We start from the raw sequence: 19,538 nt of genomic DNA, 5'->3' as shown, positions 1-19,538 counted from the left end.
AGTCGAGGCCGACCAGGCTCAGTAGGCTTTCAACGAACCCGGTCGTCTGCCGGAGCGCCATGCCGAAAAGGACTTTCATCGTCAGGCATGCCTGGATCGCGGCGTCGCTATAGAGCGGCTGCCGGCCTCGCTTGCCGGTCGGCGGTGGCACCCAGACCATGTCCGGGTCGAACCAGATCGTCAGGGAGCCGCGCTGCTTCAGCGCTTCGTTGTAGGCCGGCCAGTTCTTGGTCTTGTAGCTCGGCGGGATCGGTCTGCTCATGCAGGACAGCTACCACGCTGGATTCACGAGATGAATCCCTCAACCAGCCTTTGCGCAACAAAGCCGGAGCCTTGGCCCGACATGCCTTCGCGCTCGCAAGCGGTTGCGCCGAATGCTGCACTGCGAAGGGTAGGGGCTGGCCGACGCGGGGGCCTTTTCGCGTCAGTGGATCAGAGACCCGCCATTTACGTCGACCTCTGACCCGGTGACATAGGCCGAGAGATCCGAGGCAAGAAACAGGCAGCAGCCCGCCACGTCGCTGGCCACCCCGGCGCGGCCCATGGGGATGCCGGACAGGATCTGCTGCATCATCTCGTCTGTCAGTTTGCCTTCGGTGATGTCGGTGGCGATGAAGCCGGGGCAGACCGCGTTGGCGCGGATGCCGTCGGGGGCCAGTTCGCGCGCCATCGCCTTGGTCAGCCCAAGGATGCCCGCCTTGGCCGCCGAATAATGCGGCCCGCCAAAGATGCCGCCGCCGCGCTGGGCGGAGACGGAGGAGATGTTGACGATGGCCCCGGTCTTGCGGGCGCGCATGTGCGGGATCAGCGCCTGAGACATGTAGAGCGTGCCGCGCAGGTTCACGTCTGTCACCGCGTCGTAGTTTTCCGGTTCGATCTGCATCAGTTTCAGCGGCTGGGTGATGCCGGCGTTGTTGATCAGGATGTCAATCTGACCAAACCCATCGATGGCGGCCTGCGCGGCGGCCTCACACTGGGCTTTGCTGGTGACATCGCAGGGCAGGCCGATGTGGCCCTCACCGGGCAGGTCGGCGGCGGCGGTGCGGGCGGCCTCGGCGTTCAGGTCGAGGATGGCGATACGCGCGCCGTGTTCGGCAAAGAGTTTGGCGGTGGCCTTGCCCAGGCCCCGCGCGCTGGCGGCACCGGTGATGAGGGCGGTCTTGTGGTTCAGGAGCATGGCTGTTGTTCCGTGTTTTGGTCGGTGAGGGGGCATCATGCCAGGGGCATGCTTTCAGCATGACCCCCGTCGCCTGCGGACGACTCCCCCGGGATATTTTTGGACAGAAAAAAGGGCGGGTCAGAGCCAGGATTTGACCCGGGTGGTGATGGAATTGACCGAAAGGCCGTATTGGTCGTGCAGCGTGGGCAGGGCGCCTGCGTCAAGGAATTCATCCGGCAGCGCGATGCTGTGAAAGGTGGGGTGGATGCCTGCGCGCATCAGGTCGGCGGCGACCGCCTCTCCCAGACCGCCGGTGATGGAGTGGTTTTCCAGCGTGACGACAAGGCGGCCGGTTTTGGCGGCCTCGGTGCGGATGGTGTCTGTATCGAGGGGTTTGATCGTCGGCACATGGAGGACGGCGCAGTCGGTGCCGTCTGCCTTGAGGGCGCGGGCGGCGTCCAGCGCGCGCATGGTCATGAAGCCGGTGGAGATGAACAGCACGTCGCTGCCGCCATGGATGACCTGTGCCTTGCCCAGCTGGAAAGTGTAGCCGTAGTCGCCCAAGACGTCGGGCACCTGTCCGCGCAGCAGGCGCATGTAGACCGGGCCGGGATGGTTGGCGATGGCGTGGGTGGCCTGGGTGATCTCTGTGGCGCAGCACGGGTCGACGATGGTCAGGTTGGGCATGCCGCGCAAGATGGCGATATCTTCGGTCGCTTGATGGCTGGGGCCGTAGCCGGTGGTCAGGCCGGGCAGGGCGCAGACGATCTTGACCGGCAGGTTTTCCTCGGCGATGGCCATGCAGATGAAGTCATAGGCGCGGCGCGAGGCGAAAACCGCGTAGGTGGTGGCGAAGGGGGTAAAGCCTTCGCGCGCGAGGCCTGCGGCGGCGGAGATCATCACCTGTTCGGCCATGCCCATCTGGTAAAAGCGGTCGGGGTATTGTTTGGCGAAGACGTGCAGGTCGGTGTATTTCGACAGGTCCGCCGTCAGGCCGACAATGTCCTGCCGGGTTTTCGCCAGTTCGCAGAGCGCATGGCCAAAGGGCGCGGCGACGGTTTGCCGCCCCTCGGCGTCCAGCGAGGCAATCATGGCCGAGGTGGTCAGGCGTGCGCCGCTGTCCGAGGTGGGAAGGGTGCGCGGGGTGGATTTGGGTTTGCGGCGGGAGTGCGCGCCGATGGGGGCGTCTGGCATGGCGGTGCTCCTGTTCAGTCCGGGACGTTGGCGTCGAGATGGGCGAGGGCGCGGGCCCATTCCGACGGGTCCACGCGCACGAAGTGGGTGATCTCGCGGTCCTCAAGAAAGGGCACGCCTTTGCACATCCGGGTGCGGCAGATGATGACGCGGGGGCGGGGATCGGTCAGGGTACGGGCGGTGTCGAAGGCCGCGACCAGCGCGTCCATGTCGTTGCCGTCGACCTCTTGCGCGTGCCAGCCGAAGGCGGCCCATTTCGGGGCCTCGTCGCCTTGGGCCAGTGCCTGTGTTGTCGGCCCGTCGGCCTGCTGGTCGTTGAAATCCACGACGCATATCAGGTTGTCCAATGCGTGCGCGCGGGCGGACATGACCGCCTCCCAGGTCGATCCTTCGCCCAGTTCGCCGTCCGACATCAGATTGTAGACAAAGGCAGGGTTTTTCTTGCGTTTCAGCCCCAGCGCGGCACCGACGGCGATGCCAAGCCCGTGGCCCAGCGAGCCGCCGGTGATCTCCATCCCCGGCGTGTAGGCGGCCATGCCGGACATCGGCATCCGGCTGTCGTCCATGCCGTAGGTGCCCAATTCATCCTCGGGCAGGATGCCGGCCTCGATCATCGCGGAATAGAGCGCGATGGCGTAGTGGCCGATGGACAGGTAAAATCGGTCGCGCCCCTCCCACGCGGGGTCTTCGGGGCGGTAGGTCAGGGCGTGGAAATAGCTGACCGCCAGCACGTCGGCCACGCCAAGCGCCTGCCCGATGTAGCCCTGTCCCTGCACCTCGGCCATGCGCAGGGCCAGTTTGCGGATCGACCATGCGCGGCGCGCAAGGCTCATGTTTGAGCCGTCGTGGAGCATCATGACATCCCCTCACCCGCATCTGATATATTAGTGTTTGAGATCTGTCATACCGCGAACCCGCCCAAGTGCAAGCGCCAAGACAACCTTACGATGTCTTTCGCAGGGTGCGGGGCGTTGTGCCAAAGCTGAGACGAAAGGCGCGGGTCAGGGCCGAGGCGTCCTCATACCCGCAGCGGGTGGCGATCTCATTCACCGACAGGGTGGTCTGTTCAACCAGCCGATGGGCCGCGTTCAGGCGGAGCGCACGGTAGGTAGCGCCCGGTCCGCCGCCGAGGACGTCACGAAAGCGGCGCTCCAGCGCGCGGAGCGTGACGTTCAGACGCCGCGCCACGGCGGCGACCGGCAATGGGGCCTCGATATTGCGGCGCATGATGGCGACCGCCGCATTGACCAGTTGATCGTCGCTGAGGCGTGGCGGCAGGTCGGACTGGGCGGGGTGTTCGCCGTGCATGAAAAGCGCCGCCACCTCTAGCCGCAGCATCGGGCCGTGGTGCTGTCCCACCAGGTCCAGCATCAGTTCAAAGGCGGTGGTTCCGCCGCCGCAACTCAGGATGTCGCCGTCGTTGACGGTCCGTTCAGAGTGCGCCCCAACCTCTGGAAAGGTTTCGGCAAAACGGTCCAGTTCATCCCAGTGCAGGGTGGCATGTCGCCCGTCCAGCAGACCCGCCGCCGCAAGCAGCCAACTGCCCATGTCCAGACCGGCCAGCGTGCCAAACCGCCGCCGGGCGGCGCGCAGCGCCCGCAGGGTGTCCGGTGTGGCCTGCGCCTGGTAGTCGTAGCTGGGCAAGAGCAGCAGATAGTCGCCGCCCGGATGGCGGGCCAGCGTTTCCTCTGGCGTCACCGGCAGCCCGGAGGACGAGGTCAGCGTGTCTTGTGTCAGGCCGATGTACTGCCAGCGATACAGCGGCCGCCGCGCCAGCGTATTGGCGGCGCGCAGCGGTTCGACCGCATTGGCCAGACAGAGATTGGAGAAATTGGGAAACAGCAGAACCGCGACGGTGCGTGTCGCGTCCTGCCGGGTTTGCGCTGTGTTCTGCATACTCATTTGTGCCGATCTACAGTCTAGTGACCTCGACTGGCAAGGGAGAGCGCGATGCAGTTCGGGTTGAGCGATGAGCAGGAGATGATCGTCTCCACCGTGCGGAGTTTTGTCGAGAAAGAGATCTATCCGTATGAGGCGGAGGTCGAGCGCACCGGCGCGGTGCCCGAGGGGCTGGGCGACGAGATCAAGCGCAAGGTGATCGACCTGGGATTTTACGCCTGCAACTTCCCCGAAGAGGTCGGTGGCGCGGGGCTAAGCCACCTTGATTTCACGTTGGTCGAGCGGGAATTGGGGCGCGGGTCGATGGCGCTGACGCATTTCTTTGGCCGCCCGCAGAACATCCTGATGGCCTGCGAGGGTGAACAGAAGGAACGCTATCTGCTGCCTGCGGTGCGCGGTGAGCGGATGGATGCACTGGCGATGACCGAACCCGATGCCGGGTCAGACGTGCGCGCCATGAAATGCAGTGCCGTGCGGGAGGGGGGCGATTGGGTGGTCAATGGCTCCAAACATTTCATTTCCGGCGCGGACCATGCGGATTTCTTTATCGTCTTCATCGCCACGGGGGTGGATGAGACGCCGAAAGGACCGAAAAAGCGGATCACCTGTTTTCTGGTGGACCGTGGGCATCCGGGGTTTGCGGTGCGCGATGGATACCGGTCCGTCAGCCATCGCGGCTACAACAACTGCATCCTTGAATTCAGCGATTGCCGCCTGCCGGATGCGCAGGTTCTGGGCGCGGTTGATGGCGGGTTCGAGGTGATGAACGAATGGCTCTATGCCACGCGTCTGACCGTTGCGGCGTTCAGTGTGGGCCGGGCGCGGCGGTGTTTTGACATGGCGGTGGAGTACGCCGCGCAGCGCAAGCAGTTCGGGCAGGCGATTGCCAAGTTTCAGGGCGTGTCGTTTCAGGTTGCCGATATGGTGACGGAGATCGACGCCGCCGATTGGCTGACGCTGGCGGGGGCCTGGCGACTGGATCAGGGGCTGGCTGCAAACCGCGAGATTGCCTCGGCCAAGTTGTACGCGACAGAGATGCTGGCGCGGGTGACGGACACCACGTTGCAGATCTTTGGCGGCATGGGCCTGATGGACGATTTCCCGATCGAGCGGTTCTGGCGCGACGCGCGGGTGGAACGCATCTGGGACGGCACGTCAGAGATCCAGCGCCACATCATCGGTCGGGAGTTGTTCCGGCCACTGGGCGCGTGATGCGCGATCTGTCGCGCCTGTTGCACCCGCGTTCCATCGCCGTGATCGGTGGCGGGGCGTGGTGCGAAAACGTGATCCGCGAGGGTCGCAAGATGGGCTTTGACGGACCGGTCTGGCCGGTGCATCCGCGGCGAGACGAGGTTGGGGGTTTGCCTGCTTTCGCGCGGATCGAGGATCTGCCGGAAGCGCCCGATGCGGTGTTTATCGGCATCAACCGTGAGGCCACGGTCGCGGCGGTGCGGGTGTTGTCGGCACGCGGCGCTGGGGGGGCGATCTGCTTTGCCTCCGGCTTTGCCGAAGCGCGGGCGGAACTGGCCGATGGCGCGGATTTGCAGGCGGCGCTGTCTGCGGCGGCAGGCGACATGCCGGTGCTGGGGCCGAATTGTTACGGCTTTCTCAACGCGCTGGACCGGGTGGCGTTGTGGCCGGACCAGCACGGGATGGTGCCGGTCGAGCGCGGCGTGGCGATCCTGTCGCAAAGCTCTAACGTGGCGTTGAACCTGACCATGCAACGGCGGGGCCTGCCGATCGGGTTTCTGGGCACTGTTGGCAATCAGGCGCAGGTGGATCTGAGCGCGCTGGGCATGGCGTTGCTGGAGGACGACCGGATCACCGCGCTGGGCCTGTATATCGAGGGCATCAAGGATGTCCGCGGCTTTGAGGCGCTGGCGGCGCGGGCGCGGAATTTGGGCAAGCGGATTGTGGCGTTGAAGCTGGGTGCGTCAGAGCAGGCGGGGGCGGCGGCGGTGTCGCATACGGCGTCGCTGACCGGCAACGACGCGGGCGCGCGGGCGTTTTTACGGCGGATCGGGGTGGCGCAGGTCACGTCGCTGTCGGCGCTGCTGGAGGTGTTGAAGATCCTGCATGTGGCCGGGCCATTGCGGTCGAACCGGGTGGTGTCGGCCTCCTGTTCGGGCGGCGAGGCCAGCCTGATGGCGGACACCGGGCTGGGCTACGACGTCGAGTTCCCACCGTTGGGCGCAGCGCAGCGTGAGGGATTGCGCGCGGCATTGGGGGCGAAGGTGGCGCTGGCCAACCCGTTGGATTACCATACCTATATCTGGGGCGATGTGGCGGCGATGCGGGCCTGTTTCGGTGCGATGATCGAGGGGGCGGATCTGGGCCTTGGGGTTGTGGTGTTGGATTTTCCGCGCGGCGACCGATGTTCCGTGGCGGATTGGGATTTGGTGATCGAGGCTTTGGCTGGGCTGGGCAGCAGCGTGCCGATGGCGATCCTGTCGAGCCTGGTCGAGACCCTGCCAGAGGCGGTGGCAGAGAGGTTGGTGGCCCTGGGGATTGTGCCGCTGTGTGATGTGCCCTCGGCCCTGGAGGCAGTGGCGGCGGCGGCGTTTCTGGGGCGGGACGTGGCGGCGTGGCCGGTGCTGTTGGAGAGCGGGGAGGGGGCGCTGCCCCCGTCGCCTGCGGCGCCTCCCCCGGGATATTTTCGGCCAGAAGAAGCGCATGGTGGCGTGTTGAGCGAAGGTGCCGCGAAGCAGGCTTTGGCGCGGGCGGGCGTGAGGGTGCCGGGGCTGGAGCAGGTCGCGACGCCTGCGGCGGCGGGGCAGGCGGCGGCGCGGATCGGTTTTCCGGTTGTGGTGAAGGGCGAGGGGTTTGCCCACAAGAGCGAGGCTGGGGCGGTCCGGTTGAACCTGATGTCCGTGGCGGAAGTCGAGGAGGCGGCCGGGGGTATGGGGGCGTCTGGCTATCTGGTTGAAGAGATGGTCGCCGGGGCGGTTGTTGAGCTGCTGGTCGGCGTGGTGCGTGATCCGGCGCACGGGTTTGTTTTGACGCTGGGCGCGGGCGGGGTTTGGACCGAGATTTTGGGCGATACACAGTCGCTGTTGCTGCCGGTGACGGAGGGGGATGTGCGCGGCGCGCTGGGCCGGTTGCGGATTGCGCCGCTGCTGGCGGGATATCGTGGCGCGGCGGGGGCGGACATGGCGGCCATTGCCGGGGCGGTTCTGGCGGTGCAGGCTTTGGTCGCGGGCCATGCCGAGAGGATCGAAGAGGTTGAGATCAACCCGTTGCTATGCATGCCTGACCGGGCGGTGGCGGCGGATGCGCTGATCCGTTTGCGCGATACTGACATAGAGGGAGGCGAAGATGCCGCTTGAGATAAACAAAGAGGTCTGTATCACCTGCGCGGTGACCGGATCGGGCGGCACGCAGGACCGCAGCCCGCATGTGCCACGCTCGCCGCAGCAAATCGCCGAGAGCGCGATTGACGCCGCCAAGGCGGGCGCGGCGGTGGTGCATTGCCATGTGCGCGATCCCGAAAGCGGCGCGCCCTCGCGCGATCTGGCCTATTACCGTGAGGTGACGGAGCGCATCCGCGACGCCGAGGTAGACGTGGTGCTGAACCTGACCGCTGGAATGGGCGGGGACATCACCTTTGGGTCGACCGATGCGCCTTTGCCGGTGAACGCGGCAGGCACCGACATGATCGGTGCGGCAGAGCGTGTGGCGCATATTGCCGAGTGCCTGCCCGAGATCTGCACGCTGGACTGCGGCACGATGAACTTTGCCGAGGCCGATTACGTCATGACCAACACGCCGGGGATGTTGCGCGACATGGGCGCGCGGATGACCGCGCTGGGGGTCAAGCCCGAGATCGAGGCCTTTGACACCGGGCATCTGTGGTTTGCCAAACAACTGGTGAAGGAGGGTGTTCTGGACGGTCCGGCGCTGGTGCAGCTGTGCATGGGCGTGCCTTGGGGCGCGCCGGATGATCTGAATACGCTGATGGCCATGGTTAACAACGTGCCCGATGACTGGACGTTCAGCGCCTTTGCGCTGGGCCGGAACCAGATGGCCTATGTGGCGGCAAGCGTTTTGGCGGGCGGCAATGTGCGGGTCGGGCTGGAGGACAACCTGTGGCTGGACAAGGGCGTGCTGGCGACGAATGCGCAACTGGTCGAGCGGGCCGTGGGCATCATCGAAAACATGGGGGCGAAGGTGATTGGTCCCTCAGCGGTGAGAGAAAAACTGGGCCTGACCAAGCGCGCGCCGAAATAGCTCTTGTCCCCTGTCAGCGCGGGCGCAAGGGTTGCTGGACGCGCATGGGGGGAGGGGACGTTATGGCCCGGATCGGGATTGGCATTGTCGGCGGCGGCTATATGGGCAAGGCGCATTCCGCAGCTTTTGCCGCCGTAGGCACGGTGTTCGAGACGCGTTTGAAGCCCCGGTTGGTGGCCATCGCGGGGGCGTCGCCTGAGAGCGGCGCGCGCTATGCCGAGGCTTACGGCTTTGAGCGCGGCGCGCGGGATTGGCGGGCGCTGGTCGATGATCCCGAGGTGGAGGCGGTTGTGATCGCCTCACCGCAGTCCACCCATCTGGAGATTGCGAAGGCGGCGTTTGCGGCGGGCAAGTCGGTGCTTTGCGAAAAGCCCATGGGGCTGGATCTGGCCGAGGCGCGGGCCATGCTGGCGGCGGCGGAGCAAGCCGGTGTAGTGCATTCGGTGGCGTATAATTACAGCCGGACACCTGCGACGCAGTTCGCGCGGCAGTTGATTTCCCGGGGGGAATTGGGCCGGGTCCATCATCTGCGCATTGAGCATACAGAGGATTTTCACCTGACCTCGATCCTGCCGCCGTGGCGGTCGCAGGGGGACGCCAACGGCTGTCTGGGGGATCTGGCACCGCATCCGATCAATGCCGCCCTGGCGCTGGGCGGGCCGATCGCGCAGGTCTTTGCGGTGATGGAGACGGTGTTCCCGCAGCGCAATGGCGTGACGGTGACCAATGACGATCAGGTTCTGATGACGCTGCGCTTTGCCAGTGGGGCCAGCGGGCAGCTGTTTGCCAGCCGCGTGGCGACGGGCAAGAAGATGGGCTATGCCTATGAGGTGACAGGGGAAAAGGGCGCTGTGCGATTTGATCAAGAGGATCAGAACGCGCTGTGGGTTTGCGATGGCGACGCCCCGGCAGAGCGGGCGGGATTCACCAAGGTGCTGACCGGCCCGGCGCATCCGGATTACAAACCGTTTTGCCTCGGACCCGGTCATGGCACCGGCTATCAGGACCAGATCATCATCGAGACAAAGGATTTTCTGGCCGCCATCGACAGCGGCGCGCCGGTCTGGCCGACGTTTGCGGACGGGGTCGAGGTGCACCGGGTCATTGCGGCGGCGCGGGCCTCTGCTGTGTCGGGCGGATGGGCGCAGGTCGCCGAATTTTGAAAAACGACAGGTCATGCGGGGGGCATGGCGGGAGGAGAGAGCATGGCGAAACTGATGTGGGGCATGATCGGTGGCGGTGAGGGCAGTCAGATCGGCCCGGCGCACCGGCTGGGATCGGGGCTGGACGGGGCGTTTGATTTTGTCGCCGGTGCGCTGGATCATCGGGCAGAGGCGGGGCGGGCCTATGGTCAGCGGTTGGGGCTGGCGTCTGATCGCGCCTATGGCGACTGGCGCGAGATGCTGGCGGGCGAGCAGGGGCGCGACGACCGGATTGATCTGGTGACGGTGGCGACGCCGAATGCCACCCATTTCGAGATCACCAAGGCCTATCTGAAGGCAGGCTTTCATGTGCTGTGCGAAAAGCCCATGACCATGACGGTTGAAGAGGGCGAAGAGATTGTCGGCCTTGCGCGGGAAACCGGGCGGATCTGCGCGGTGAACTATGGCTACACCGGCTATGCGTTGGTGCGGCACATGCGGGCGATGGTGGCGCGCGGAGATCTGGGCCGGGTGCGCATGGTGGTCGCTGAGTTCGCCCATGGCCATCACGCCGATGCGGCGGATGCGGACAACCCGCGCGTGCGCTGGCGCTATGATCCGGCTCAGGCGGGCGTGTCGGCGCAGTTTGCCGATTGCGGCATTCATGCGCTGCACATGGCGAGCTTTGTCATCGGGCAAGAGCTGGACCGGCTGTCGGCGGATACGGTGTCTTGTATCGAGAGCCGCGTGCTGGAGGATGACGCGCAGGTCAACCTGCGGTTTGACGGCGGGGCTGCGGGGCGTTTGTGGACCTCGTCCATTGCCTTGGGGCGGCAGCACGGGCTGACCCTGCAGGTGTTTGGCGAAAAGGGCGGGCTGCGCTGGGCGCAGGAGCAGCCGAACCAGCTGTACTGGATGCCGCTGGGCGGTCGGCTGGAGGTGATGGAACGGGGCGGGCCGGGGCTGTCGCCCGAGGCGGACCGCGCCAGCCGGGTGACGATGGGCCATGCGGAGGGGATGCCGCTGGCCTTTGCCAATATCTACGCCGATCTGGCAGAGGCGATCCGCGCCCGCAAGGAGGGCCGCGATATGGGCCCGGCGGCGGATCTGTACCCGCGCGCCGAGGACGGATTGCGGTCTATGGCGGCGGTCTTTGCCGTGGCGCAAAGCGGCAAGGATCAGGGCGTCTGGATGGATGCCCGTCCGCCGATGTTCCGGTAAGGGAGAGGGGAGGCCCCGGGTCAGGCCCGGGGCGGGGGGCATACGGCGCGGTGTGCGCTCAGGCCACCTGTTCCAGGCTGACGTCGGGTGTGACACCCAGCGCGAAACAGACGTCGCGGGTCAGCTCCGGGCGGTTGAGCGTGTAGAAATGCAGCTTGTCCACGCCGCCCTCGATCAGGTTGGTGCAGAGTTCAGAGCAGATGGCCGTGGCCAGCAGATCCTCACGCCCGTCGCGCTGGGCCTTGTCGAACGCGTCCGACACCCATGCGGGAATATGCGTGCCGCAGCTTTCGGCAAAGCGGCGCGCGCCGTTCCAGTTTTCGATCGGCAGTATGCCCGGCACCAGTTTCGTGGTGTCGATGCCCGCCTTGGCGCAGTCGTCGCGGAAGCGGAAAAACGTGTCCGCCTCGAAAAAGAACTGGGTCAGGGCCTCCGTCGCGCCGGCGTCCAGCTTGCGCTTGAGCCACTCGATGCTGGCCTGCTGGCTGGCGGCCTCCGGGTGACGGTCGGGGTAGGCGCCGACGCGCTGGGTGAACTTGCCGGTTTCGGCCAGCGCCTCGATCAGCTCGATGGAATTGGCAAAACCGTCGGGATGCGCCTCAAACCCGTTGGAGCCTTTGGGCGGGTCGCCGCGCAGCGATACGATGTCGGTCACACCGGCCTCGGCAAAGCCTTCGGCGATGGCAAGGGTTTCGGCGCGGGTGGCGTTCACGCAGGTCAGGTGCGCCGCCGTGCGCAGGCCGGAATGTTTGTGCAGGGTCGCAACCACATCGCGGGTCAAGTCACGGGTTGTGCCGCCCGCGCCGTAGGTGACAGAGACAAAGCGCGGCGCCAGCGGCGACAGAACCTGCACCGCGTCCCAGAGGCGAAAGGTGGCTTCGATGTTTTTGGGCGGGAAGAATTCGAATGAGATCTCTGGGCGCTGCATGTTGGACAAGTCCTGTGTTGAGTTGCCACCCTTGTCGCACATGCGGCATTGTGAGACAAACTCATAAATCTCAAGATCAACATGAGGCGGACACGGGTTTCCCATGCATATCGAATTCCGGCACCTCCGGACCATCAAGGCGATTCATGACGCGGGTGGGGTCGCGCGCGCGGCGGAGCAGCTGAACATCACCCAATCCGCGCTGAGCCATCAGATCAAGGGGCTGGAGGATCAGGCAGGGGTCGAGCTGTTTGTGCGGCGCTCAAAACCGATGAAGCTGTCGGCGGCCGGGATGCGCCTTCTGCGGCTGGCCGAACAGGTCCTCCCGCAGGTCGAGGCCTTGCAGGATGAGTTCGAGGGGCTGCGGTCGGGCAAGGCCGGGCGGCTGCACATCGCCATCGAATGCCACGCCTGTTTCGAATGGCTGTTCCCGGTGCTGGAAGGGTTCCGCAAGAAATTTGGCGATGTGGATGTGGACATTCGCCCCGGTCTTGCCTTTGACGCGCTGCCCGCGTTGATGAAGGAAGAGGTGGATGTGGTGATCTCCTCGGACCCCGAGAACCTGGCCGGCGTGACCTTTGTACCGCTGTTCGACTACAGCCCGGTCTTTGTGGCCTCGGCCACGCACCCGCTGGCGGACAAGCCGTTTATCGAGGCAGAGGATTTTCGCGGTCAGACCCTGATCACCTATCCGGTGGAACGCTCGCGGCTGGATATCTTCAGCCAGCTTTTGACGCCCGCCAAGGTGGAACCGGCGGCGATCCGACAGGTCGAACTGACGGCGGTGATCCTGTTGCTGGTGGCGTCGAACCGGGGGGTGTCGGTGCTGCCCGATTGGGTGGTGCGCGAGGTCAAATACAGCTCAGACTATGTAACGCGCCCGCTTACGGAACAGGGGCTGACGCGGCGGCTGTATGCGGCGGTGCGGACCGAGGATCTGGAAAAACCTTATATGAAGTTGCTGGTTCAGCTTGCGGGTGACGAGGCGCGACGTTTGCAGAACGCGTGATCAACAGCTTTCCCCGGCCTGCGCGCGGGCGAGATCCCAACGGTTGGCATAGGTGATTCCGTGCACCGGCCTGTGCGGTGCGCTCATAACCTCGGCGGCTTTCTGGGCAAAACAGGCGCAATTGACGCCGGTCATGCTGGCCCGGCAAAACGCCTCCGGGTCCGCCGGGGCCGAGGCGGCACCGTAAGGCGGCGGACCGCTGCGCGGCAAACCACCCTCTGTCAGTGGCGGCAACGTGCTGACCCCCGCAACCAACAAGGCGACGGTCGCCAGAATCGCGGCATAGGTGATCCACTTGAGCGGCATGTCTGCCTCCGGCAAAGGCCAACACCATATGTCGGCCTGCCGTCAGGGTACAGCAACCACCCCCGGCGACGAAGCGCCGAGCCCTTTGAATTATCGGCAAATGCCGTGGACACAGAGACGCGGGTTCTGGTTCGACATCGCGCACCCGCGCCGCACGCGGCCCGTCGGTCAGAGCAGTTGCAAATCCGCCGCCATCGAGCGCCCGTCGCGGCCTTCGCGCAGCTCAAAGCTGATCTTCTGGTTGTCCGCGAGCCCGGTCAAGCCAGACCTTTCCACCGCCGAAATATGGACAAAGACGTCTTGTCCGCCGTCGTCCGGTGCGATGAACCCAAATCCCTTTGTGGTGTTGAACCACTTCACGGTGCCCGTTGGCATGATTCCCGTGCTCCTGTTCCTGTTCTTCCGGACATCCCGACACGCCGGTCAGGACGATCACATCCGGCGTTGAGGGCAACGACAACCGCACGCGAACAGCGCGCGCCCCCGCCCTCTGGTCGCCGAAAGTCACACGCCCCAGATTATCGTGTATGAGCGAAATACAAGAGTCCCGCCCTCGCATTTCGTCGAAAGGTGGCCTATCTCACCGCAAATTGAGAGCAACTGCCAAAGGAATACGCATGATCATCTACGGGCTGAAGACTTGCGATACTTGCAGAAAGGCGCGCAAAGCCTTGCCGGGAGCGGCTTTTGTGGATGTCCGTGACGACGGGCTACCCGGCGACGTTCTGGACGACGCGCTGGCGCAGTTCGGCGAAAAATTGCTCAACACACGGTCGACGACCTGGCGCGGACTGGATGACGCGGCCCGCGCGCTGCCACCAGCAGACCTGATCAGACGACATCCGACCGTCATGAAGCGGCCCTTGGTCGTGGACGGCGCGCGGATGGTGCTGGGTTGGGACAAAGCTGCACAGGCGGCGCTGGGCGTGACAGGGCAGGAGACAGGGACATGAGAAACGCAGCCTTGACGCTGGGGATCATCGCCGGGGTGATCGGCATGATCGTGGGTTTTTTCGGCTTCGGCTATACCGAGCTGGTCAAGAACGTCGGCGAAGTCGAAGAAATGTTCGGCATGTTCGATGATCCCGCGACGGTGCGCACGGTGTCCATCCTGGCGCCTCTTTTGGCCATCGCGGGCGGAGCCATGGCCAAGGCGCGTGCGTTGTGGGGTGGCCTGCTGCTGCTGGCCTCGGCGGCGGCGATGTTCCACGCCTTCGGGTTCAACGTGTTTACCATGTTCCCCATCGCCTTTGCCGGTCTGGCCGGGGTGCTGGCGCTCGCCGCGGGCAAACCAGACGAACCCAAGGCGCATTTCTGAGATGTTACCACAGGCAGGGACGGGGGCGCCGCTGGTTGCCTTCGGCAACATCGCCCCGCCCGCCGTCCCACCAGAGTGCTCAGACCTTGACGCCGCGCGGCGCTATGTTCAGGCCCAGCAGCCGGTCGATGGACAGCACACCAGCACCCTTGATCACCAACACCACAAACCCGAAGATCCAAAGCGTCCGCTCGTCGATCAGCTCATACCGCGTGTCGAACAGCATACCCGGTTCGCCGCCATGTCCAGTCACATCGACAAAGGTCTGCACCACGACAAAGCCGATCATGCCCAAGGCTGCCAACCGGGTGAACAGTCCGATCACGATCAGCAGCGGCAGCACCCATTCCGCATAGGTTCCGGCATAGGCGACGATGTCATACAGGACACCCATCTTGGCCGGATTATACCCCGCCGCCTCAAAGGCCTTGGGGAACATCTGCGCATAGGTCCCCGGTTCCAGCGTGAAGAAGTCAAAGATGCCTTCCTCACCCTTGCGGTCCCAGACCTTGGTGCCCGCCGAGTTCCAATAGTACCGCAACAAGGTCGCGGCAAAGACGAGCCGAGCCAGCAGCGGGATCAATGACCCCCCCAGCCGCTCGACAGGGGCAAAGATCGCGTGGTGCAGGGAAAGAAGGCGGTCCATGGCAAGCATCCTCAGGCGGTCTGGAGGTCGGAAATCGCGCCCTGCTGCAACAGCAGCGTCAGGGTCGCGGGCAGGTCGAAATCGGCACCGGCAGCCGTGAGCGCTGCCCCAAAGGTCAGCCCGCGCCTGAGCGCGTCGATGAATGCCGCGCCACCTTGCGGCAACAGATGCGGCGCGGGATCAAACTCCGGTCGGGTGATCAGCACATCCTCGGCGCGCGCCTGCGGCTTGGGCTGATCCGGCAGCATGGTATAGCGATAGACAGACAGAACCGGCCAAGGCGAACGCACGACCTGCACGGAGGGCGCAAGGATCAGACGCGCGGCCCTCAGCGTGCTGTCCTCAAGTGCCGCCAACCGCCCGGCGTCAAAAGGCACTGCATCTGCAGCGTGATAGCTGCGCCGCATGGCCAGTTCCAACCGCGCCACATCGCCCAGATAGCCGATGCCACGCAGGGCGTCGATCTGCTCCAGAAAGGCCGCAAAGCTCGCGCCGTACTGCATCATCAAGGGCGTTTCAGGCGGATCGCGGCGCAGATACAGACCCGCCGCCCGCGCGAAATTCTCCGGCCCGATCAGCTTGGCGACCGCAGGAAAGCCGGTCTCCAACGCCTCGCGCAGCGCCACCGCCACGTTGTTGCGATAGACATCATAGCGTCGCCCGGCGGGACGGCCGGCGCCATCGGTCACCCCTTCGGGGATGGCTCCATCGGCACGCAGCAATCCCACACGAAACGCGGCCTCAGTGGTGCTGGCCTCAGGCATGCGCGCCGCCTCCGGGTTTCTTCTGGCCAAAAATATCCCGGGGGAGTCGACCGGAGGGAGACGGGGGCAGCGCCCCCTGCGACAGCGCCGCTTGCGCCCGCTGCGCCTCTGCGGCCAACACCGGCCAGTCTGGCACGTCATTGTCCCATTCGATCAGCAACGGACGCGGTCCGGACTGCTTCAACACCTGATCCAGCAGCGCCCAGACCGGCTCGGCCACTTCGCGCCCGTGGCTGTCGATCAGCAAGGGCGCGCCGAAATCGTCCTCATCCTCATCGTGCCCGGCCAGATGGATCTCTCCTACCGCGTCCATCGGGAAGGCGGTGATATAGTCTTGCGGGCTGTACCCAAGGTTCACCGAGGAGACGAAGACATTGTTGACATCCAGCAACAGGCCACAGCCAGTGCGGCGGGTCACCTCGCGCAGGAAATCGGTCTCTGACATCGTGCTTTCGGCAAAGGCCAGATAGCTGGACGGGTTTTCCAGCAGCATGGGTCGCCCAAGCGCCTCCTGGACCTCATCAATGTGATCGCAGATGCGCTCCAGCGTGGTGAGCGTATAGGGCAGCGGCAGCAGGTCGTTCAGGAAATGGCTGTCATGGGTCGACCAGGCGAGGTGTTCGGAAAAGCTGGCCGGGTTCAGCCAGCCGACAAGATGCGTCAGCCGCGCCAGATGATCAGGGTCCAACCGTTCAGGGCCGCCGATGGACAGTCCGACACCGTGAACAGAGATCGGAAAACGCTCGGCCAGAGCCCGCAGTTGTGCCAGCGGCCTGCCGCCATCGCCCATGTAGTTCTCGGCGTGGACCTCTAGCCAGCCCACCGGCGCGGGATCGTTCAGGATGGCCGAATAATGCTGCGGTTTGTAGCCGACGCCGGGCAAGGGGGGGAGGGGGCTGGGTGTGTCGAACATGGGACTTCCGGCTTGGGGCGGTGGTGGGATGGGCACGCATGCCCATCCGGCTTGTCAGACCTTGACGATCAGCTGTCGGACATCATGGACGGGTCGTAATACTTGGCCTGAACATCTTCGGCCAGGCCTTCGGGCAGGTCGCGCTTGATGCCTTCAAAGCCCTTGTCCTTGAGAGCGGCCGCTGTCATGCCCATGCGGCCATCCGGCAGGTCGATCTCTGCGCAGGTGCCTGCATCGACCAGGGTCCAGGCGTTGCCCTGATAGTCGACATTCGAGGTGCCGGCGCAGGTGGTGCCGGGTCCTGCGGCGCAGTCGTTTTCACCGGCAAGGCTGACGCCGTAGCATTTTTCCTGATCCATGGCCTGTACGCCCGAGGCGGACACGGCAGCGGCGACGATGCCAACGAGGGCGGCTGTTTTGAGAGTGGTGGACATGTAGAATTTCCTCCGGGTTTCTGAGTTTGAAACTTGGCCGAGGGCGATTTGCCCTGCGGTGACACCACAGTGCGCCGAGACACGGCCCCAAACCATTCACGGGCCTGTGCATCACGCGGCCGTCAGGCGGCGTGTCGCGGGCGTGAACCTTCCAGCGGGGTAGGGTGCGATTTCAGCGGGGGAATAGGTGATGGTGTAACGAATGTTGCGATTCAAATCATGCTGCGGGGCAGAATGTTACAGATATCCCGTTCGGTCCGGGAGTCCGGACACGGTATATCACGCAAACTGTCAGCCGTGTAACGCAGCAGCCCGTCGTTTCCGTCGCAGGTTTTGCAAAGAAAATCGGGCCGCCCGATGTGGGCGGCCCGCAAAATCGCGTTTGATCTTTGGGATCAGTCGCGCAGGTCCGGGGCAGTTGCGTCCGCGGTCAAGTGCGCCACGATGTCGTCCAGCGCGGCCACCTGCGTCTGCTTTTCGCCAAGGCGGCGGACGGTCACAGTGCGCTCTTCAACCTCGCGGTGTCCGACGGCCAGGATCACCGGCACCTTGCCGACCGAATGTTCGCGCACCTTGTAGTTGATCTTTTCGTTGCGGATGTCGGCCTCTGCGCGGACACCGGCGGCGGTCAATTGGGCCACCACCTCTGCCACATAGTCATCCGCCTCGGACGTGATCGAGGCGACAACCACCTGGCGCGGGGCCAGCCAGAACGGCAGCTTGCCGGCGTGTTCCTCGATCAGGATGCCGATGAAGCGTTCAAAAGATCCCAGCGTCGCGCGGTGCAACATAAAGGGCCGCGTCTTGTCGCCGCTTTGCGCGATGTAGGACGCGCCCAGCCGTTCCGGCAGGTTGGGATCGACCTGAAAGGTGCCGCACTGCCAGATCCGCCCGATGGCGTCGGTCAGGTAGAAGTCCAGCTTGGGGCCATAAAAGGCGCCATCGCCCGGTTCCAGCACATAGTCGCGGCCCACGGCCTTGATCGCGTTTTCCAACGCGTTTTCGACATAGTCCCAGCTTTCCTCGGTGCCGACGCGCTTTTCTGGGCGGGTGGCAAAGCGGATCTCGAACTCGGGGAAGCCAAGCTCGCGGTAGATGTCGGCCAGAAAGTCGATGAAGCGGGCGCATTCCTCCTGGATCTGGTCCTCGGTGCAGAAGATATGCGCATCGTCCTGCGTGAACCCACGCACGCGCATGATACCATGCAGCGCGCCCGAGGGTTCAAACCGAGCGCAAGAGCCGAATTCGGCCAGCCGCAGGGGCAGGTCGCGGTAGGATTTCAGACCCTGATTGAACACCTGAACGTGGCAGGGGCAGTTCATCGGCTTTAGCGCGTTGATCCGGGTCTGGTCGCGGTTCTTGGCGCTGGCGTCGTCGTTTTCGCCATCCCGGCTCTCGTCGACTTCGACGAGGAACATGTGGTGCTGGTACTTGTCCCAGTGGCCTGACGCCTCCCACAGTTTGCGGTCCACGACCTGCGGGGTGTTGATCTCTTGATACCCGCCAGCGCGCTGCTTGCGGCGCATGTAGTCCTGCAGCTGGGTGTAGATGGTCCAGCCGTTGGGATGCCAGAACACCTGACCGGGGGCCTCTTCCTGCATGTGGAACAGGTCCATTTCGCGGCCCAGCTTGCGGTGGTCGCGTTTGGCCGCCTCTTCGAGCATGTGCAGATGCTTTTTGAGGTCTTCCTTGTTCTTGAAGGCGACGCCGTAGATGCGTTGCAGCATCTGGCGTTTGCTGTCGCCGCGCCAATAGGCGCCCGCCACGCTCATCAGTTTGAACGCATCCCCCGGCACCTGGCCGGTGTGTTGCAGGTGCGGCCCACGGCACAGATCCTGCCAGTGGCCGTGCCAATACATGCGCAGCGGCTCATCGCCGGGGATCGATTCGATCAGCTCGACCTTGTAGGGTTCGTTGTTGGCCTCGTAAAAGGCCACCGCGCGGGCACGGTCCCAGATTTCGGTGGTGACCGGATCGCGGCGGTTGATGATCTCTTTCATCTTCTTTTCGATCGCGCCGAGGTCTTCGGGCGTGAACGGCTCAGCCCGGTCAAAGTCGTAGTACCAGCCGTTGTCGATCACCGGGCCGATGGTCACTTTGACGCCGGGCCAAAGTTCCTGCACCGCGCGCGCCATGATGTGCGCAAGGTCGTGCCGGATCAGTTCCAGCGCCGGCGCGTCATCGGCCAAGGTGTTGATCGCGATGTCTGCGTCAACCTCGATGGGCCATTGCAGATCCCAGTGGGCATCGCCCACGGTGGCGGAAATCGCTTTCTTGCCAAGCGATTTGGAGATGCTCGCCGCCACGTCGGCAGGGGTCACGCCCTTGTCGAAGTCACGTTTAGAGCCATCGGGAAAGGTCAGGGAAATCTGGGCCAT

The 19,538-nt window shown here is 64.6% G+C and carries 21 protein-coding genes; 8 read left to right on the top strand and 13 right to left on the bottom strand.

The annotated features are described in order from the left end of the window. The 5 genes from CHB90_RS15845 to CHB90_RS15825 form a co-directional block, all read right to left on the bottom strand. A partial coding sequence (locus CHB90_RS15845) for a transposase (protein ID WP_170941030.1) occupies positions 1–262 on the bottom strand: 262 nt, incomplete at its 3' end. Between the two features lie 162 nt (positions 263–424). Continuing rightward, on the bottom strand, positions 425–1,177 hold the full coding sequence (locus CHB90_RS15840; protein ID WP_089278834.1) for an SDR family NAD(P)-dependent oxidoreductase: 753 nt from the start codon (positions 1,175–1,177) through the stop codon (positions 425–427). 120 nt (positions 1,178–1,297) lie between these two features. Then, positions 1,298–2,353: a transketolase family protein gene (locus CHB90_RS15835; protein WP_089278833.1), complete on the bottom strand. Its 1,056-nt coding sequence runs from the start codon at positions 2,351–2,353 to the stop codon at positions 1,298–1,300. 14 nt (positions 2,354–2,367) lie between these two features. Next, positions 2,368–3,207: a transketolase gene (locus CHB90_RS15830; RefSeq protein ID WP_089278841.1), complete on the bottom strand. Its 840-nt coding sequence runs from the start codon at positions 3,205–3,207 to the stop codon at positions 2,368–2,370. An 88-nt stretch (positions 3,208–3,295) separates the two neighbouring features. Then, a complete protein-coding gene (locus tag CHB90_RS15825; RefSeq protein ID WP_342744966.1) occupies positions 3,296–4,255 on the bottom strand; it encodes a GlxA family transcriptional regulator in 960 nt (319 codons plus the stop codon). 48 nt (positions 4,256–4,303) lie between these two features. On the opposite strand from CHB90_RS15825, the gene CHB90_RS15820 reads away from it, so the two are divergent. The 5 genes from CHB90_RS15820 (at position 4,304) to CHB90_RS15800 (ending at position 10,842) form a co-directional block, all read left to right on the top strand. Beyond that, on the top strand, positions 4,304–5,464 hold the full coding sequence (locus tag CHB90_RS15820) for an acyl-CoA dehydrogenase family protein (RefSeq protein WP_089278831.1): 1,161 nt from the start codon (positions 4,304–4,306) through the stop codon (positions 5,462–5,464). Next, positions 5,464–7,578, top strand: coding sequence for an acetate--CoA ligase family protein (locus tag CHB90_RS15815; RefSeq protein WP_089278830.1), 2,115 nt, complete (start codon positions 5,464–5,466; stop codon positions 7,576–7,578). Before CHB90_RS15820 ends, CHB90_RS15815 begins: the two co-directional genes overlap by 1 nt. Next, positions 7,568–8,479, top strand: a complete 912-nt coding sequence (bcoG, locus tag CHB90_RS15810) for a 3-dehydrocarnitine:acetyl-CoA trimethylamine transferase BcoG (protein WP_089278829.1) — start codon at positions 7,568–7,570, stop codon at positions 8,477–8,479. Before CHB90_RS15815 ends, bcoG begins: the two co-directional genes overlap by 11 nt. A gap of 62 nt (positions 8,480–8,541) precedes the next feature. Beyond that, positions 8,542–9,642 carry a Gfo/Idh/MocA family protein gene (locus tag CHB90_RS15805; protein ID WP_089278828.1) on the top strand — a complete coding sequence of 367 codons (1,101 nt, stop codon included), beginning with the start codon at positions 8,542–8,544 and terminating at the stop codon, positions 9,640–9,642. 42 nt (positions 9,643–9,684) lie between these two features. Beyond that, a complete protein-coding gene (locus tag CHB90_RS15800) occupies positions 9,685–10,842 on the top strand; it encodes a Gfo/Idh/MocA family protein (protein WP_089278827.1) in 1,158 nt (385 codons plus the stop codon). A 58-nt stretch (positions 10,843–10,900) separates the two neighbouring features. On the opposite strand, the gene metF is transcribed toward CHB90_RS15800, so the two are convergent. After that, positions 10,901–11,770, bottom strand: a complete 870-nt coding sequence (gene metF / locus CHB90_RS15795; RefSeq protein ID WP_089278840.1) for a methylenetetrahydrofolate reductase [NAD(P)H] — start codon at positions 11,768–11,770, stop codon at positions 10,901–10,903. Between the two features lie 103 nt (positions 11,771–11,873). On the opposite strand from metF, the gene CHB90_RS15790 reads away from it, so the two are divergent. Then, entirely contained in the window at positions 11,874–12,779 is a 906-nt protein-coding gene (locus tag CHB90_RS15790; protein WP_089278826.1) for a LysR family transcriptional regulator, read from the top strand. Here the strand turns inward: CHB90_RS15790 and CHB90_RS15785 are convergent, their stop codons facing one another. Next, complete coding sequence (locus tag CHB90_RS15785; protein ID WP_089278825.1) at positions 12,780–13,085, bottom strand: hypothetical protein; 306 nt, start codon at positions 13,083–13,085, stop codon at positions 12,780–12,782. A 168-nt stretch (positions 13,086–13,253) separates the two neighbouring features. Further along, a complete protein-coding gene (locus tag CHB90_RS15780; protein ID WP_089278824.1) occupies positions 13,254–13,460 on the bottom strand; it encodes a cold-shock protein in 207 nt (68 codons plus the stop codon). Positions 13,461–13,612: 152 nt separating this feature from the next. Between CHB90_RS15780 and CHB90_RS15775 the strand changes: the two genes are divergently transcribed. Continuing rightward, a complete protein-coding gene (locus CHB90_RS15775; RefSeq protein ID WP_342744965.1) occupies positions 13,613–14,038 on the top strand; it encodes an arsenate reductase family protein in 426 nt (141 codons plus the stop codon). Further along, on the top strand, positions 14,035–14,403 hold the full coding sequence (locus CHB90_RS15770; RefSeq protein ID WP_089278822.1) for a hypothetical protein: 369 nt from the start codon (positions 14,035–14,037) through the stop codon (positions 14,401–14,403). Before CHB90_RS15775 ends, CHB90_RS15770 begins: the two co-directional genes overlap by 4 nt. 79 nt (positions 14,404–14,482) lie before the next feature. On the opposite strand, the gene CHB90_RS15765 is transcribed toward CHB90_RS15770, so the two are convergent. From CHB90_RS15765 to thrS, 5 genes are all read right to left on the bottom strand, one after another. Beyond that, positions 14,483–15,049: a DoxX family protein gene (locus CHB90_RS15765; RefSeq protein ID WP_089278839.1), complete on the bottom strand. Its 567-nt coding sequence runs from the start codon at positions 15,047–15,049 to the stop codon at positions 14,483–14,485. Positions 15,050–15,060: 11 nt separating this feature from the next. Then, complete coding sequence (locus CHB90_RS15760) at positions 15,061–15,813, bottom strand: HvfC/BufC N-terminal domain-containing protein (protein ID WP_089278821.1); 753 nt, start codon at positions 15,811–15,813, stop codon at positions 15,061–15,063. Further along, entirely contained in the window at positions 15,806–16,726 is a 921-nt protein-coding gene (bufB, locus tag CHB90_RS15755) for an MNIO family bufferin maturase (protein WP_089278820.1), read from the bottom strand. The genes CHB90_RS15760 and bufB overlap by 8 nt, the downstream gene beginning before the upstream one ends. A 68-nt stretch (positions 16,727–16,794) precedes the next feature. Beyond that, the gene (locus CHB90_RS27565) at positions 16,795–17,160 is read right to left on the bottom strand and encodes a BufA1 family periplasmic bufferin-type metallophore (RefSeq protein WP_089278819.1); all 366 of its coding nucleotides are present in this window, start codon (positions 17,158–17,160) and stop codon (positions 16,795–16,797) included. 395 nt (positions 17,161–17,555) lie between these two features. After that, a complete protein-coding gene (gene thrS / locus CHB90_RS15745; protein ID WP_089278818.1) occupies positions 17,556–19,538 on the bottom strand; it encodes a threonine--tRNA ligase in 1,983 nt (660 codons plus the stop codon).

This window comes from Antarctobacter heliothermus (assembly GCF_900188425.1).
GTDB lineage: Bacteria > Pseudomonadota > Alphaproteobacteria > Rhodobacterales > Rhodobacteraceae > Antarctobacter > Antarctobacter heliothermus.
The sequence above is the reverse complement of the archived record's forward strand: the minus strand, read 5'-3'. Positions and strand labels throughout refer to the sequence as shown.

What these genes read in the sequence shown, in the direction of transcription:
- CHB90_RS15790 (WP_089278826.1), top strand. Translation starts at nt 11,874, where the DNA reads ATGCATATCGAATTCCGGCACCTCCGGACCATCAAGGCGATTCATGAC.
- CHB90_RS15765 (WP_089278839.1), bottom strand. Translation starts at nt 15,049, where the DNA reads ATGGACCGCCTTCTTTCCCTGCACCACGCGATCTTTGCCCCTGTCGAG.
- metF (WP_089278840.1), bottom strand. Translation starts at nt 11,770, where the DNA reads ATGCAGCGCCCAGAGATCTCATTCGAATTCTTCCCGCCCAAAAACATC.
- CHB90_RS15805 (WP_089278828.1), top strand. Translation starts at nt 8,542, where the DNA reads ATGGCCCGGATCGGGATTGGCATTGTCGGCGGCGGCTATATGGGCAAG.
- CHB90_RS15830 (WP_089278841.1), bottom strand. Translation starts at nt 3,207, where the DNA reads ATGCTCCACGACGGCTCAAACATGAGCCTTGCGCGCCGCGCATGGTCG.
- bcoG (WP_089278829.1), top strand. Translation starts at nt 7,568, where the DNA reads ATGCCGCTTGAGATAAACAAAGAGGTCTGTATCACCTGCGCGGTGACC.
- CHB90_RS15825 (WP_342744966.1), bottom strand. Translation starts at nt 4,255, where the DNA reads ATGAGTATGCAGAACACAGCGCAAACCCGGCAGGACGCGACACGCACC.
- CHB90_RS15835 (WP_089278833.1), bottom strand. Translation starts at nt 2,353, where the DNA reads ATGCCAGACGCCCCCATCGGCGCGCACTCCCGCCGCAAACCCAAATCC.
- CHB90_RS15760 (WP_089278821.1), bottom strand. Translation starts at nt 15,813, where the DNA reads ATGCCTGAGGCCAGCACCACTGAGGCCGCGTTTCGTGTGGGATTGCTG.
- bufB (WP_089278820.1), bottom strand. Translation starts at nt 16,726, where the DNA reads ATGTTCGACACACCCAGCCCCCTCCCCCCCTTGCCCGGCGTCGGCTAC.
- CHB90_RS15780 (WP_089278824.1), bottom strand. Translation starts at nt 13,460, where the DNA reads ATGCCAACGGGCACCGTGAAGTGGTTCAACACCACAAAGGGATTTGGG.
- CHB90_RS15800 (WP_089278827.1), top strand. Translation starts at nt 9,685, where the DNA reads ATGGCGAAACTGATGTGGGGCATGATCGGTGGCGGTGAGGGCAGTCAG.
- CHB90_RS15815 (WP_089278830.1), top strand. Translation starts at nt 5,464, where the DNA reads ATGCGCGATCTGTCGCGCCTGTTGCACCCGCGTTCCATCGCCGTGATC.
- CHB90_RS15785 (WP_089278825.1), bottom strand. Translation starts at nt 13,085, where the DNA reads ATGCCGCTCAAGTGGATCACCTATGCCGCGATTCTGGCGACCGTCGCC.
- CHB90_RS15840 (WP_089278834.1), bottom strand. Translation starts at nt 1,177, where the DNA reads ATGCTCCTGAACCACAAGACCGCCCTCATCACCGGTGCCGCCAGCGCG.
- thrS (WP_089278818.1), bottom strand. Translation starts at nt 19,538, where the DNA reads ATGGCCCAGATTTCCCTGACCTTTCCCGATGGCTCTAAACGTGACTTC.
- CHB90_RS15820 (WP_089278831.1), top strand. Translation starts at nt 4,304, where the DNA reads ATGCAGTTCGGGTTGAGCGATGAGCAGGAGATGATCGTCTCCACCGTG.
- CHB90_RS15770 (WP_089278822.1), top strand. Translation starts at nt 14,035, where the DNA reads ATGAGAAACGCAGCCTTGACGCTGGGGATCATCGCCGGGGTGATCGGC.
- CHB90_RS27565 (WP_089278819.1), bottom strand. Translation starts at nt 17,160, where the DNA reads ATGTCCACCACTCTCAAAACAGCCGCCCTCGTTGGCATCGTCGCCGCT.
- CHB90_RS15775 (WP_342744965.1), top strand. Translation starts at nt 13,613, where the DNA reads ATGAGCGAAATACAAGAGTCCCGCCCTCGCATTTCGTCGAAAGGTGGC.